The sequence below is a fragment of the Mesorhizobium sp. BR1-1-4 genome (assembly GCF_020165375.1).
GTDB lineage: Bacteria > Pseudomonadota > Alphaproteobacteria > Rhizobiales > Rhizobiaceae > Mesorhizobium > Mesorhizobium australicum.
Genome location: NZ_JAIUIB010000008.1, coordinates 311,827 through 324,847, shown reverse-complemented (window position 1 = coordinate 324,847; position 13,021 = coordinate 311,827). Strand labels below are relative to the sequence as shown.

At 66.0% G+C, this 13,021-nt stretch carries 16 protein-coding genes; 12 read left to right on the top strand and 4 right to left on the bottom strand.

The window, feature by feature from the left end; all coding sequences use genetic code 11:
* A partial coding sequence (locus tag LB571_RS19790; protein WP_224597166.1) for an ornithine cyclodeaminase family protein occupies positions 1–843 on the bottom strand: 843 nt, incomplete at its 3' end.
* A gap of 202 nt (positions 844–1,045) precedes the next feature.
* Between LB571_RS19790 and LB571_RS19785 the strand changes: the two genes are divergently transcribed.
* From LB571_RS19785 to LB571_RS19775, 3 genes are all read left to right on the top strand, one after another.
* Positions 1,046–1,459: a DOPA 4,5-dioxygenase family protein gene (locus LB571_RS19785; protein ID WP_224597163.1), complete on the top strand. Its 414-nt coding sequence runs from the start codon at positions 1,046–1,048 to the stop codon at positions 1,457–1,459.
* A gap of 185 nt (positions 1,460–1,644) precedes the next feature.
* Entirely contained in the window at positions 1,645–2,379 is a 735-nt protein-coding gene (locus LB571_RS19780; protein ID WP_224597161.1) for a methyltransferase domain-containing protein, read from the top strand.
* Positions 2,380–2,578: 199 nt separating this feature from the next.
* Positions 2,579–2,722, top strand: coding sequence for a hypothetical protein (locus LB571_RS19775; protein WP_181171116.1), 144 nt, complete (start codon positions 2,579–2,581; stop codon positions 2,720–2,722).
* Positions 2,723–2,793: 71 nt separating this feature from the next.
* On the opposite strand, the gene LB571_RS19770 is transcribed toward LB571_RS19775, so the two are convergent.
* The 3 genes from LB571_RS19770 to LB571_RS19760 all read right to left on the bottom strand — a co-directional run bounded on the left by LB571_RS19770 (position 2,794) and on the right by LB571_RS19760 (position 7,233).
* Positions 2,794–5,004, bottom strand: a complete 2,211-nt coding sequence (locus tag LB571_RS19770; RefSeq protein ID WP_411961427.1) for a cation:proton antiporter — start codon at positions 5,002–5,004, stop codon at positions 2,794–2,796.
* A 260-nt stretch (positions 5,005–5,264) separates the two neighbouring features.
* Positions 5,265–5,957, bottom strand: coding sequence for a DUF2270 domain-containing protein (locus LB571_RS19765; protein WP_140724925.1), 693 nt, complete (start codon positions 5,955–5,957; stop codon positions 5,265–5,267).
* A gap of 52 nt (positions 5,958–6,009) precedes the next feature.
* The gene (locus LB571_RS19760; protein ID WP_224597155.1) at positions 6,010–7,233 is read right to left on the bottom strand and encodes an MFS transporter; all 1,224 of its coding nucleotides are present in this window, start codon (positions 7,231–7,233) and stop codon (positions 6,010–6,012) included.
* 99 nt (positions 7,234–7,332) lie between these two features.
* On the opposite strand from LB571_RS19760, the gene LB571_RS19755 reads away from it, so the two are divergent.
* The 9 genes from LB571_RS19755 to LB571_RS19715 all read left to right on the top strand — a co-directional run bounded on the left by LB571_RS19755 (position 7,333) and on the right by LB571_RS19715 (position 13,014).
* Complete coding sequence (locus LB571_RS19755) at positions 7,333–8,241, top strand: LysR family transcriptional regulator (protein ID WP_224597150.1); 909 nt, start codon at positions 7,333–7,335, stop codon at positions 8,239–8,241.
* A 146-nt stretch (positions 8,242–8,387) separates the two neighbouring features.
* Positions 8,388–9,119, top strand: coding sequence for a gamma-glutamylcyclotransferase (locus LB571_RS19750; protein WP_224597147.1), 732 nt, complete (start codon positions 8,388–8,390; stop codon positions 9,117–9,119).
* Positions 9,120–9,214: 95 nt separating this feature from the next.
* The gene (locus LB571_RS19745; protein ID WP_224597144.1) at positions 9,215–9,538 is read left to right on the top strand and encodes an ArsR/SmtB family transcription factor; all 324 of its coding nucleotides are present in this window, start codon (positions 9,215–9,217) and stop codon (positions 9,536–9,538) included.
* Positions 9,535–9,966 (top strand): SRPBCC family protein, encoded by a 432-nt coding sequence (locus LB571_RS19740; RefSeq protein ID WP_140716562.1) that lies wholly within the window; start codon positions 9,535–9,537, stop codon positions 9,964–9,966. Before LB571_RS19745 ends, LB571_RS19740 begins: the two co-directional genes overlap by 4 nt.
* Positions 9,967–10,045: 79 nt before the next feature.
* Positions 10,046–10,438, top strand: a complete 393-nt coding sequence (locus LB571_RS19735) for a VOC family protein (protein WP_140617872.1) — start codon at positions 10,046–10,048, stop codon at positions 10,436–10,438.
* Positions 10,439–10,477: 39 nt separating this feature from the next.
* On the top strand, positions 10,478–10,699 hold the full coding sequence (locus tag LB571_RS19730) for a hypothetical protein (protein ID WP_224597114.1): 222 nt from the start codon (positions 10,478–10,480) through the stop codon (positions 10,697–10,699).
* 11 nt (positions 10,700–10,710) lie between these two features.
* Complete coding sequence (locus LB571_RS19725) at positions 10,711–11,139, top strand: DUF1801 domain-containing protein (protein ID WP_224597112.1); 429 nt, start codon at positions 10,711–10,713, stop codon at positions 11,137–11,139.
* Positions 11,140–11,171: 32 nt separating this feature from the next.
* A complete protein-coding gene (locus LB571_RS19720; RefSeq protein WP_224597111.1) occupies positions 11,172–11,564 on the top strand; it encodes a DUF1801 domain-containing protein in 393 nt (130 codons plus the stop codon).
* Between the two features lie 355 nt (positions 11,565–11,919).
* Positions 11,920–13,014 carry an acyltransferase family protein gene (locus LB571_RS19715; RefSeq protein ID WP_224597108.1) on the top strand — a complete coding sequence of 365 codons (1,095 nt, stop codon included), beginning with the start codon at positions 11,920–11,922 and terminating at the stop codon, positions 13,012–13,014.
* Positions 13,015–13,021: the final 7 nt, after the last annotated feature.

The window sequence follows — 13,021 nt, the reverse complement described above, 5'->3', positions numbered from 1 at the left end:
CCCCGCAAAGTCCCCACAAACCAGCCCCGTCAAATCTCCGGCAACCAGTCCGGGATCAACCATCGGCTTGGCCATGTTTCGCTCCTGCTCCAAATCGTCGACGATGATGCGGTCGAAGCGGGGCATGGTCTCTCGCAGCCAGGGCAGGGCCTGGTCGGTCATCACGGTGAAGCTTCCCGGCTTCAGCCAGTTGGCGTCGAGGAAGGGCGCGGGTTTGGGCACCAGGGTCACCGTCGTCACCACCATGTCGGCGCCTTCGATCGCGGCCCTTGCCGTGTCGCAGGGGATTGCTTGCAGTCCGCGCGATTGCGCCATTTGGCACAGCGCGTCGCGGTTGGCGGTGCCGCGGCCGAAGGCGCGGATTTCGCGCAAGGGGAAGAGGTCGGCGAATGCCTCTAAATGTCCACGCGCTTGCACCCCGCAGCCGATGAAGGCCAGGGATGACGCATCGCCGCGCGCCATGCGCCTGGCGGCGACGGCGCTCAAGGCGGCCGTGCGCTTCTCCGTCACCCAATTGCCGTCGACCAGGGCAAGCGGCAGGCCGGTCTCGGCGTCGAGCAGCGTGATCAGCGAATTGAGCGTCGGCAGTCCGCGCCCGGCGTTGCGCGGATTGACGACCAGCGATTTCGTTGCCAGCACGGGCGGCGTGGAGGCGACGCCAAGCGTCGCCATGATGTAGCGGTCGTCGCCCGGCAGCACGACCGCCTTCGGCGCGCACCAGACCTCGCCGCGCCGCTGGCCGACGATCTGGCGTTCGATCTCGTCGACCATGTCGACGGTCGAGATCGGCAGGCGGTCGAGCAGCCGGGATGACAGATAGGGCAAGGTTTCGGCGGTGTTCATCTTGTCATTTTCCAAGGGGATGATCAGACTACACGATGTGCGCGGGGCCGAAAGCCTCGCGGCGCCAGCGGCGTGACGGCATGCCTGGGAGGCGGGAACCGCGTCCAGCCGGTGCCGGTCGTCCCGGGGGCCGAGCGGCAGTCGGTGACCTTGCTTAAGACCGCGCTCTCGGGCTGAATGGCGGGAGGAGGAGGGCATCGAGATGAGCCAGGACAGTCCACGGCCACTTGCCGAGATCGCCAGCTATCACGCGCATGTCTATTTCGACGGCCACGCCGAGCGGCAGCATGCCGAATGGCTGCGGCTGCGCATCGCGGAACGATTCCGCGTGCGCCTAGGCAATTGGCACGAGCGACAGATCGGGCCGCATGATAAGGCCATGTACCAGGTCTCCTTCGCGACCGGGATCTTCGGCGCGCTGGTTCCGTGGCTGATGCTGAACCATGGCGGCCTCAGCATCCTCATCCACCCGAACACGAGCAATCCCAAGCGCGACCATCTGGTCGATCCCATCTGGATCGGCCGGCCGCTGGCGGTGCATGGCGACGTGCTTCCGGACGACCACGAGGCGGAAGAGGCGCTGGAACCCAATACCGAGCCGTCCCTGCCGGCGTAGACCGGCGCCGGTTCAACGCCGCGCAGGGCATTGCGCGATGCCGTTGGGTGCGCTTCTATCCCTGCCGCGCCATGGGGGGTCATCATTTGTCTGGCAGGAACCAAACGTCCACCGGTCACGAAGCGAGCGAGGCCGGCTGGCTCGATCTTCATTTCGAATCGTCGCGGCCCGAATACGAGGCGGCCTTGCTCGACGCCGGCATCCGCCCGGGTTGGCGCGTGCTCGACGCCGGTTGCGGCAGCGGCGGCTTCCTGCCGCTCATCGCGAGCGCCGTCGGCCCATCCGGCTTCATCGCCGCGCTCGACCTCGCGCCCGAAAACATGGGCCGGGTGGAGGCGCTCGCGGGCACGCTGCCCGAGCCGCCGGAGATTGCCACGCATGTCGGCAGCATCCTGTCGCTGCCCTTCGCCGACGCATCGTTCGATTGCGTCTGGTCCGGCAATGTCATGCAGTATCTGACGCCGGCCGAGTTCGAGCTTGCCGTCGGCGAGGCCAGGCGCGTGCTGAAGCCGGGCGGCATCTTGGCGGTCAAGGATTTCGATTCGACCATCCTGCAAATCCTGCCCATGGACCGGGCCCTGCTGGCGCGCTTCATGGCCGCCAGGCTGCAGGGGTTCCGCGACCGGGGCGTGCTCGGCACCGACTGCGGTTCGACGCTCCCGGCGCGCCTGCGGCAGGCGGGCATGGAGGTCGTCAGCCGCAAGGGCTGGCTGGTCGAGCGCTGGGCGCCGGCGCCTCGCTTCACGCGCGACTATGTTCGCGACCTGCTGGCCTATTTTGCCAGCGTCGCGCCGGGCTACGCCCTGCCTGACGCCGACCAGGCCTATTGGCGGCAGCTGAAGCAGCGGCCGGATCGCCTGCTCGACGATCCCGATTTCTGCTACCGCGAGTTCTTCGTCGTGGCGGTCTGCCGGACCTAGCGCTCGGCCGCGACGACCGATGCCCCCGGCGGCTGCGCGAGGCCGGGGCATACCCGCTTCCGAGATCCAGGCCAAGCCAAGCCGCATTCGCCAGTCATCCAGTCGAATGGCCGGCTTTCGATCGAATTTCTTTGCAACCCGTTAATGCGGCCATGCGTCAATAAGCATCTGCTAATTATCCGGTGGCGTGGGGTACGCAATGACCAAGAATCTTGGCAATGGACGCTATGTGCCGCCCAAGGAGACAAGCGTCTCCTTGTTCGGCAAGGTCGCGCCGGCGCTGTTTCCGCTCGTCGCGGCGGCGCTGGGCTACATGATCGGGCGGCAATTCCTCGGCCTGTAGGCGCAATTCCAGGAAACGTGCGTAAGCGCTTCCCCCGGGGGAATTGCGTACTCCGGTCAAGCCGACAGGCATCAAGCCCCAGTCTCGGCTGCCGTCTCCTCGGCGGTGGCTTCGGTTCGCCGCACGCGGTCGCTGGCCAGAAGCACGACCGGGCAGGCGGCGGCGGTCAGCACCGCGCTCGCCGTGTCGCCGAAGAACAGCTCGTCGCCTGGCCGCTGGGTGACGCCCATCACCACCATGGCGGCGCCCTTGGCTGCTTCCCTGGCGATCGCCCTGTCGGGCGTGGCGCGCGTCCTGATCGCGGTGTCGACGGCGACGCCATAGCGGTCGGCGAGATCGGCGACATCCTTGAGCACGGCCTCCTCGCGGCGGTGCGAAACCGAGCTCGGCCGGCTGCCCTTGCGGGCCTGCGAGACATAAAGGACTTTCACGCGCGCCCGGTGCGGCCGCGCCAAGGCGAGCGCGAAATCGGCCGCGCGCCGCGCCACCTCGGTGCCGTTCACCGGAACCAGAATGGTCGCGCCGGCGCGCAGCATCGGCATCTTGCCATCGGCCTTGGCGCCATTCAGCACCAGGCAGAGCGGGCCGTCGAAGCCGCTGGTGATGGCGTTCAGCGTGCCGCTGAAGGTGCCTTCGGCCAGCGCGTTGTCCAGCCCGACCAGCAGCAGGCCGTAGCCCTTGCGGGCTTCCGCGGCGATCGTCTCGGTGGTGGCTTCAAGCTCGGTGCGGGCCGTGAGGTGGACCTTGTCGACGGGCGTATCCTCGGCCTTCCTGACAGCCCTGGCGCTTCTGGCCGCCCCCCTCTTGACCTGCTTGGAGGCGCGCTCGGAGCCTTTGTCGCGGGCCGGGCCGGGCAGTTTGCCATCCTCGAGGTGGAGCAGCGTGGTCGGCATGCCGCTGCCGCCGCCGACGAGACCGGCGAGGTAGGCGGTGAACTTGCCGACCGGGCTGTCATCGACGAGCAGCAGCAGCCGCTCCAGCTTGGAGACGAAGCCGCGCTCGTCGAGCAGTTCGCGGTCGACGCGCTGCTTTTCGGTGTCGCCGACCGGCAGCCGGCCGAGCGCCCAGCGCAGCATTGGCGGCATGGCCAGCGTGGTGATGACGGCCATGGTGACGATCATGGTGAACAGATTGTGGGAGAGGATGTTCATCGACAGGCCGATCGAGGCGACGATGACCTCGGTCGAGCCGCGCGCGTTCATGGCGCTGCCGACGGCGGTAGACTCCTTCAGGGACATGCCGGCCAGCCGGCCGCCGAGGAAGGCGCCCGAGAACTTGCCGATGCTGGCGATCGCCACCAGGGCCAGCGTCAGCAGCGCCAGCGTCGGGTCGGCAAGCACGGTAAGGTCCGCGGACAGGCCGGCCATGCCGAAGAACACCGGCATGAACAGCGCCGTGATGACGCCGCGCAACTGGCCCTCGATGTGGTCCGACAGGATCGGCGATTCCCCGACCAGTATGCCCGCGACGAAGGCGCCGAGCACGGTGTGGACGCCGATCAGGTTGGTGATCAGCGCCATCACGCCCATGATGATGAGGATAACGGTGATGACGGCGTATTCGCTGCGGAAGGAATCGTTGCTCCAGCGGATCAGGGTGAACACCAGGCGGCGGCCGATGGTGAAGGAGAACACCATGAACAGCGCCACTTCGGCCACCGTCAGCACCAGCGGCAGCACCTGCAGGCTGCCATTGGTGGCGATGCCGAAAGTGACGGCGATGATCAGCCAGCCGATCGTGTCCTCGATGATGGCCGAGGAGACGATGACCTGGCCGAGATTGCGGCGCATGAAATTCATTTCGCGCACCACCATGGCGACGATTTTGACCGAGGAGATCGACAGCGCGGTGCCGAGGAACAGCCCTGCGACGATGCGCTCGCTCGGCTCGGGCAGAAGCGAATCCGGCAGCACCTGCGCCAGCGCGAAACCGCAGGCAAAGGGCAGGACGACGCCGGTGATCGAGATCGAAAAACAGGCCGCACCCACCCGCCGCACGAGCCGCAAATCCGTCTCCATGCCGGTGAGCAGCAGGAGCAGCAGGATGCCGAGCTGCGAGACGGCATCGATCATGCCTTTCTGCGCCGGATCGGTGGAGAAGATCAGATGCTGGGCGCCGGGCCAGAGCCAGCCGAACAGCGACGGCCCGAGCAGGATGCCGCCGATCAGCTGGCCCATGATCGCCGGCTGCCGGTAGCGCTGGAAGATCTCGCCAAGGCCACGGCCGACCAGAAGCAGAAGCACGATCTCGGCGACGAACAGCCCTTCGGCCGAGCCGCCCATGCCCGAAGCGTGGCCGGTCGGCTGCGCGGCCAGCGCCTGGCTTGCCGAGGCGAGGGCGATGATGGCCAGCGAAAGGACGGCGGCCAGCGAAAGGGCGGCGGCCAGCGAAAGGGCGGTGGCCAGCGAAAGGGCGGCCGCGGTGCCGTGCGACCTTGTTGCCAGTGGGTGGATCATGGGTCCCTTCAAGACGCCGCCGCGGACTGACCATCACAACGCGCGGCCGGGGTTTGCGTTGCAGCCATCGTCGCGAGATATCGAACTCAGACGTGGACGTCGCCGAAGGAGAGTTCGCCGTCGTCGCCCGGTGTCAGGAAGGCGGCTGCCAGCAGGACGGCATAGAGGAGGGCAACCACGGCGACGATGACTACGCCCGGAATGGGACCGAGCGCCGCGGCGCCGACAGCTTCGCGCATCGTGCCGACAAAGCCGACCGGCACGCCTTGGTCGATCAGGCTCGGGGTCGACAGTTTCAGGATCCAGGCGAGCAGCAGGATCAGCATCATGTGCAGGTAGTTGCGGCGCAGGCGGCGCGCCAGCGCCACGCGCTGCGAGACCAGGAATTTTGGCGTGCGCAGGCTCTCGCCGAGGATCAGCAGCCAGTCGGAGGCAAAGTCGGGCTGCGGCGAGAAGATCTGCGCGAAATAATGGCGCTCGAACTGGCGCACGCGGGCGCGGTAGACATCGAAGAAGCGGTATCGGCGCGCCTCGATCCACAACAAGAGCAGCACCAGCAGCATGGCGAACAGCAGCACGCCGTGATGGGCGCTGGCCGTCGACAGCGACACCGACAGCATCGCCGCGACAACGGTGATCGCCCAATTGCTGGTGCGGTCGAGGCGGTCGCGCCAGCCGGCCATGCGGGCGATCTCGGCGCGATGAAAATGGGACATCACGGTGACCAGCTCGCCAGGCGAAAGCGGCCTGCCGACGGGCGTTGCCGGCGCATCGTTCATGACTTCCTCCCCGCGGACAACGCTTATGGGGCAATGTCGTTCCGGCCAGCGGTCATTCGGGCCCGCCGGTCCAGTCGACCAGCAGGGCAGCGAGACCAAAGGCGGCGCCGATGGCGCAGAGACAGGGCCAGCCACCCAGGGTCCAGCCGATGCCGGCCAGCAAGGAGCCGATGGCGCCGCCGATGAAGAAGATGCCGACGAACAGGCCGTTGAGGCGGCCGCGCGCCTCGGGACGCAGCAGGTTGATGGCGCGGCGGCCGAGCGTCTGGTCGCCGGTGACGCCGATGTCGAGCAGCACGGCGCTGACGCCCATCAGCGCGAGCGGTGTCCATGACGCGCCGGACTGAAAGGAGCCGGCCCAGGCCGCGAGCACCAGCGCGCCGATCAGCAGGAGATGGCAGAAGATCGTCGCCGCCCGCGTCCAGCCACGGTCGCCGGCGCGACCGAACAGCGGCGTAACCACGGCACCGCCGGCGCCGACGAGCGCGAAAAGCGCGATGCCGCGCTGCCCGAGGCCGAAAGGCGGCTGCGCCAGGCGCAGGGCCACCGCCGTCCAGAACAGACTGAACGCCGTCATCACCAACGCCGCGGTCAAGGCGCGGCGCCGCAACACCGGCTCTTGGCGCAGCAGATGGAACAGTGAAGCAATCAGCGCGCCATAGGACGATTTCACCTCCGGCCGCCGTCGCGGCAGGGTGAAGGCGAGCACGATGGCGAGCAGCGTCAGGGCGGCGGCGCTGAGGCCATAGAAGGCGCGCCAGCCCCAGGCATCGGCGACGAGGCTGGCCAGCGGCCGTGCGAGCAGGATGCCGATCATCAGTCCGCTCATCACATGGCCGATGACGCGGCCGGCCTCGCCGGGCGGCGCCATCGAGGCGGCGATTGGCACCAGTATCTGGATCGCCGAACAGGCGGCGCCGAGCACGAACAGGACGATCAGCAGCGAGGCGATGGTGGGCGCCAGCGCGGCGATGCCGGCCGCAAGAGCCGCCGCGCCCAGCATGCGCAGGATCAGGGTGCGGTTTTCGCCGAGATCGGCCATCGGCACCAAGAAGAACAGGCCGGCGGCATAGCCGAGCAGCGTCGCCATGGCGACCAGACCGACGCTCGCTGTGCCGGCGCCGAGCGACGGGCCGATCAGGCCGACCAGTGTCTGCGGCGCGAACAGGTTGGTGACGATAATGCCGGTAGAGGCGGCAAAAAGCAGCGTCTGCGGGCCGGTGATGGTTCGAGCCGGCAGCCGTCCGGCCAATTGACCATCATTGGTATCGAGCATGAAAATCCTCAATGAAGTTGCATATCTCATGAGGACTTTATGCCGAAGTTTTATCATGCTACAATTAAATCAAATCGATAATGATTATGCGAGATGCGCATGAATATCCATGATCTCGAAGCTTTCGTCGCCGTGGTGGAAACTGGCTCGATCGTCGGCGCCTCGGCCAGGCTCAATCTCACCCAGCCGGGCGTCACGCGCCGCATCCAGAACCTCGAGGTTGGGCTGGCGACAGCATTGCTCGACCGCCAGTCGAAGCCGCTGAAGCCGACCGCCTCGGGACGCGAGGCTTATGAGCATGGCCGGCGCGTGCTGCGTTCGCTGGAGGACCTGAAGGCAGGCGTGTCGCCGCAAGGCGAGGTCAGGGGCGAATTCCGCCTGGGCATCATGCCCTATCTCTCGGATGCGGCGCTGGCGCTGCCGCTCGATGGCCTGCGCGCCGCCTTCCCGCAATTGACGCTGCGCATTACGTCGGGCTGGTCGCCAAGGCTGGTCGAGCAGGTGGCGCGCAGCGAGGTCGACGCGGTGGCGGTGTGCCTCGCCGAAGGCCTGGCGCCACCGGACGAACTGGTCTGCGACGATCTCGGCGTACAATCGGTGCTGCTGGTCGCGTCTCCCGGCCTTGGCGTGCCGAAGCAGGCGAAGCTTGCCGATCTATCGCGCTTTGCCTGGGTGATGAACGAAAACGGCTGCGGTTTTCGCGCCTTCATCCGTCAGAGCTTCGAGGCCGCGAGGCTACCGTTCCAGGTCGGCGTCGAAGCGCTCAGCGTCGATCTCAGAATGTCGCTGGTGGCGCGCGGCCATGGCATCGGCATCGTCACGCCGGGCGCCTTCGCCGACAGTCGCTGGCGCGATGCCGTCGAGGTGATCGACTGCCCCGACTTCAAGCCGCAAGTGCGCGCCTGGCTGCTGCACCGCCCGCCTGCCGGGCGGCTGGGGCGCCCCATCGCGCTGTTCCGCGATGCGCTGATCGACGGGCTCAAGGTGCCGATGCCGCTGGTGTCATAGGCACGCCGAACGTCGCCCGATTTTGTTGAATCCGATCAAGCTGCTGCACGGGATGGCTCAGGTACGGATTCCAGGTTTCGAACGGTTCTGGCTCTTGAGAATCCCCGAACCTTCAGCAACATGGCTGCCATGGCCGAGGCATGACAATGAGCAAGCCGATTTCCGCCGCACCGCGCAAATCACCGCCACGCAAGTCGCCGATGGCGCTGACCGAGGCGCTGGTGGCGCGCACCTTGCGCGTGGTCGAGGATGCCGGGCCGGTGCCGGGCATGATCCCGATGACCGATGACGACTATGCGCGGTTTCGCGACGAGATCCTGGCCTCGGCACCGGCCGGGCCGCTGAGGCTGTTCGCCTATGGCTCGCTGTTGTGGAAGCCGGCCGGCGAGGTGAGGGGCGGCGAGCGGGCGGTGGCGCGGGGCTGGAATCGGTCGTTCTGCTTCACGGTGCAGCGCTTTCGCGGCACGCTCGAGCAGCCCGGGCTGATGATGGCGCTCGACCGTGGCGGCCAGTGCCAGGGCATGGTGTTCGAGATCGCCGAACCGGTTGCCGCCAATCTGGAAGCGCTGCTGCGCCGCGAAATGACCATCCTGCCCGCCGTCAACGTGCCGCGCTGGCTGCGGGTCAGCACCGAAAGCGGGCCGTGCCTGGCGCTCGGCTTCGTCGTCGATCCCGCCAACCCGCGCTACGCCGGCAAACTGGACAAGCCCGCGGTCGCGGCGACGCTGGCGAACGCCGTCGGCCATTGGGGCTCGGGCGCGCAATATCTGTTCGAGACCATCCGCCATCTCGACGCCTGCGGCATACGCGACCGCAATCTGTGGCAACTGCAGGAACTGGTGGCGCGCGAGATCGGTCGCAGCCACGGCCCCATATAGCCACCACCGTGTCAGGACGCTCCAATCTTCCGCTTGACGAACATATATCCCTGTGGTTATACGTCAACCAATAGCCAACGGGTTATCGATTAGAAATGCCAGACGCTCATGACATGCTCTTCAGGACGCTCGCCGACCCGACACGGCGGGCGATTTTCGAGCGGCTGTGCCGCCAGGGAGAGCAGACGGTCGGGGCGCTGACCAGCCAGTCCGGCGTCTCGCAGCCGGCGGTGTCGAAGCATCTCGGCGTGCTGAAGCAGGCCGGGCTGGTGCGCGACCGCCATGAAGGCCGCCAGACGCATTACAGCGCCCGGCTTGCCGCGCTGGCGCCGCTGATGGACTGGACACGCCATATGGCAGGGTTCTGGGAAAGCCGGTTCGACGACCTCGAGGATTTGCTCAAAAGGATGGACCAGTGAACGATAGTGCACAGCAAACCCGCACTGTCGTTGTCGAGCGGGAGATCTCCCATCCGCCCGAAAAACTCTGGCGCGCGCTGACGCAACCGCATCTGATCGAGGAGTGGCTGATGAAGAGCGATTTCAAACCCGCCGTCGGCCATCGCTTCAACATCAGCGCCGACTGGGGCGGCGTGCTGGACTGCGAGGTGCTTGCCGTCGAGCCGCACAAGAGGTTGTCCTACAGCTGGAACCTCGCGCATCAGGACCCGGCGTTCGATCTCAGGAGCGTGGTGACTTTCACGCTCACCCCGACGCCAACGGGAACCCATCTGCGCATGGAGCAGGCCGGTTTCCGGCCCGACCAGAAGCGGGCCTATGGCGGCGCCAAGGTGGGTTGGCCGCAATTCCTGGAAAAGCTGGAAGAGCTTCTGGCGCGGACGGACTGAGGCCTCTCGGCCGAACTGAAAGCCAGACAGAAATATTAGAGGGTGGGTTTCCCGCCGGCGAAACCATGGAGAAAAAGCGATGAAGATCAAACTGACCAGCATCTATGTCGACGATCAGGAAAAGGCGCTTGCCTTCTACACCGGCGTGCTGGGCTTCACCAAAAAAGCCGATTTCAGCAATGGGCCGTTCCGTTGGCTGACGGTCGTCTCGGCCGAAGAGCCCGACGGCACCGAATTGCAGCTGGCGCTGAACGACAACCCGGCGGCAAAGGCCTACCAGCAGGCGATCTTCAAGCAGGGCCAGCCGGCGCTGATGCTCTTCACCGACAACATCAAGGGCGACCATGAGCGCATCAAGGCCAATGGCGGTGCCTTTGCCATGGCGCCTACCGACGTGACCGGCTCGACCATCGCCAAGTTGGAGGATGGCTGCGGCAATCTCATCCAGATCACCGAACTGGCGCGCTGGTAGGGCGCCGGGTTTCAACGCATAGCGCAAGAGGAGGCAGAATTGGACTGGAGCAAATGGATCAGGCAAGCGCATCGCTGGCTGTCGATCATTTTCACGATCACCGTCATCGCCAATTTCGTCACCATGGCGTTTGGACAGCCGCCGGCCTGGGTGGTCTATTCGCCACTGCCGCCGCTCTTCCTTATGCTGTTCAGCGGCCTCTATATGTTCGTGCTGCCCTATGTCGCGAAAGGACGCAGCGCACAGCGGGCCAATGGATAGGAGGAAAGCGCATGGCCAAGGCGACCCCGGCCAAGGCTGAGCCGAAGCTGCTTTCCGGTGGCAATCCGCAGATCGCCAAGGGCTATGGCGACGCTCCGGTGCAGGCCTATATCGTGGCTATGCCGGGCTGGAAGCGCGAGATGGGCGGGCGGCTCGACGCGCTCATCGAGCGCGCCGTGCCCGGCGTAAACAAGGCGGTGAAATGGAACTCGCCTTTCTACGGCGTCGAGGGCGAGGGCTGGTTCCTCAGCTTCCATTGCTTCACCAGATACATCAAGGTGGCCTTCTTCCGCGGCATGTCGCTGGATCCGGTGCCGCCGGGCGAATCCAGGAGCCAGGACACGCGCTACCTCAATATTCATGAGGACGACGCGTTCGACGAAGCGCAGTTCAGCGCCTGGGTGAAGCAGGCGAGCCTCTTGCCTGGCGAGCGCATGTAAGCGCTCTATCTTCAGTTCGAAGGAGAACCACAATGACGACCACCGAGGACAGCAAATCTCCCTCCGAGCTGATCGACGGCAGGATCAAGGACTTGGGCGACTGGCGCGGCGAGATGCTGGGGCGGCTGCGCGCGCTGATCCATCAAGCCGATCCCGACGTGGTCGAGACGTGGAAATGGCGCGGCGTGCCGGTGTGGGAGGATGCCGGCATGATCTGCACCGGCGAGACCTACAAGGCCGTCGTCAAGCTGACCTTCGCCAAGGGTGCCGCGCTGCCCGATCCCGCGCGCCTGTTCAATTCCAGCCTCGAAGGCAACACACGGCGCGCCATCGATTTCCAGAAAGGCGAGGAGGTCGACGAGGAGGCCTTCAAGGCGCTGGTACGCGCGGCGGTGGCTTTGAACAAATCCAAGTCCCGAAAGTAATCGTTCATTGTGCATAGAGGTCACGGTCGGCGCTGCCCCTCACTGTCCTGCCGGACATCTCTCCCCGTAAACGGGGCGAGAGGGCTGCCGCGAGGCCGACGCTCTTTCCGCAACGCCGGCGATTGGCGAAATCGGCGAGAACGGCGTCCCTCGCCCCGTTTACGGGGAGATGATGCCAGGCAGGCGAGGGGCAGCGCTGACGGCAGATGATTGCCAACGGCTTCAACACGGCGGCCCGCGGACGCTGCCAGCCTCACCGCAAGACAGCCGCGTTTACGATCTGGGAAGCTTGATGGTGCTAGACATCGCGGGATGATGGCTGGCCAGCCGGGCCGGCCGGTTTGGATTCGCCGCCATGAACAGCAGCCCGATGCGCATGCCGTGGGTGGACACGGCCAAAGGTCTCTCGATCATCCTCGTGGTCATGATGTACTCGGCCTACAACACCGGCGAGTATACAGGCGGCGTCGGCTTTCTCCACTATGTCATCGGCTTCGCGACGCCGTTTCGGATGCCGGAATTCTTCCTGATCTCGGGGCTGTTCCTGTCGCAGGTGATCGACCGGCCGTGGCGGCGCTATATCGACCGGCGCGTCGTCCATTACCTCTATTTCTACGTGCTGTGGGCGATCATCTCGATCGGGCTGAAGATCGGCATCTTCAGCCGGGATCCCGCCGGCATGCTGCACGACCTGGCAATGGCCGTCGTCCAGCCCTATGGCGTCCTGTGGTTCATCTACGTGCTGGCGGTGTTCGGTCTTGCCGCGAAACTGCTGCGGCAGCTTGCCGTGCCCGCCTGGATCGTCATCCCGATCGCCGCCGGTCTGCAGATGTGGGCGCCGCATCCCGACAGCTACGCGGTCGAACAATTCGCCGCCTATTTCGTCTTTTTCTACGTTGGCTTCGTCATGGCGCCGCTGGTGTTCCGGCTCGTCGAATGGACGCAAGCTCGCTCGGCGGTGGCTGTCGCCGGGCTCGTCCTGTGGGCTGTCGTCAATGGCCTGCTGGTCTATTCGCCGGGTTATGCCATGCAGCCGGTCGGCATGCAGATGGGCTTGGCGGCATGGCCGCCGCTGCATCTCGTCCTGGCCGTCGCCGGTGCCGTGGCGCTTTGCGTGCTTGGCGGTTTCCTGTCGAAATTTCCCGCCATGGAATGGCTGCGCTGGCTGGGCGAACATTCCCTGGTCGTCTATGTCGCCTTCACCATTCCGATGTCGCTGTTCCGCGGCGCGGCGCTGGCAAGCGGCCTGCTGACCGACACGGGCTTGCTCAGCCTGGCGGTGCTGCTGGTCTCGATCATCAGTCCCATCGTGCTCTACTTCATCGTGCAGCGCATCGGCTTCGGCATGTTCCTGTTCGAGCGGCCGGCCTGGGCGCATATTGACGGCAGCGCCGCGAAAGCAGCGCCGAAAAAGCCGCTGACCGCCGCCGCCCAGTCAAGCCGGACATAACCGGCCG

What these genes read in the sequence shown, in the direction of transcription:
- LB571_RS19785 (WP_224597163.1), top strand. Translation starts at nt 1,046, where the DNA reads ATGAGCCAGGACAGTCCACGGCCACTTGCCGAGATCGCCAGCTATCAC.
- LB571_RS19775 (WP_181171116.1), top strand. Translation starts at nt 2,579, where the DNA reads ATGACCAAGAATCTTGGCAATGGACGCTATGTGCCGCCCAAGGAGACA.
- LB571_RS19770 (WP_411961427.1), bottom strand. Translation starts at nt 5,004, where the DNA reads ATGGGCGGCTCGGCCGAAGGGCTGTTCGTCGCCGAGATCGTGCTTCTG.
- LB571_RS19765 (WP_140724925.1), bottom strand. Translation starts at nt 5,957, where the DNA reads ATGAACGATGCGCCGGCAACGCCCGTCGGCAGGCCGCTTTCGCCTGGC.
- LB571_RS19760 (WP_224597155.1), bottom strand. Translation starts at nt 7,233, where the DNA reads ATGCTCGATACCAATGATGGTCAATTGGCCGGACGGCTGCCGGCTCGA.
- LB571_RS19755 (WP_224597150.1), top strand. Translation starts at nt 7,333, where the DNA reads ATGAATATCCATGATCTCGAAGCTTTCGTCGCCGTGGTGGAAACTGGC.
- LB571_RS19750 (WP_224597147.1), top strand. Translation starts at nt 8,388, where the DNA reads ATGAGCAAGCCGATTTCCGCCGCACCGCGCAAATCACCGCCACGCAAG.
- LB571_RS19745 (WP_224597144.1), top strand. Translation starts at nt 9,215, where the DNA reads ATGCCAGACGCTCATGACATGCTCTTCAGGACGCTCGCCGACCCGACA.
- LB571_RS19735 (WP_140617872.1), top strand. Translation starts at nt 10,046, where the DNA reads ATGAAGATCAAACTGACCAGCATCTATGTCGACGATCAGGAAAAGGCG.
- LB571_RS19725 (WP_224597112.1), top strand. Translation starts at nt 10,711, where the DNA reads ATGGCCAAGGCGACCCCGGCCAAGGCTGAGCCGAAGCTGCTTTCCGGT.
- LB571_RS19720 (WP_224597111.1), top strand. Translation starts at nt 11,172, where the DNA reads ATGACGACCACCGAGGACAGCAAATCTCCCTCCGAGCTGATCGACGGC.
- LB571_RS19715 (WP_224597108.1), top strand. Translation starts at nt 11,920, where the DNA reads ATGAACAGCAGCCCGATGCGCATGCCGTGGGTGGACACGGCCAAAGGT.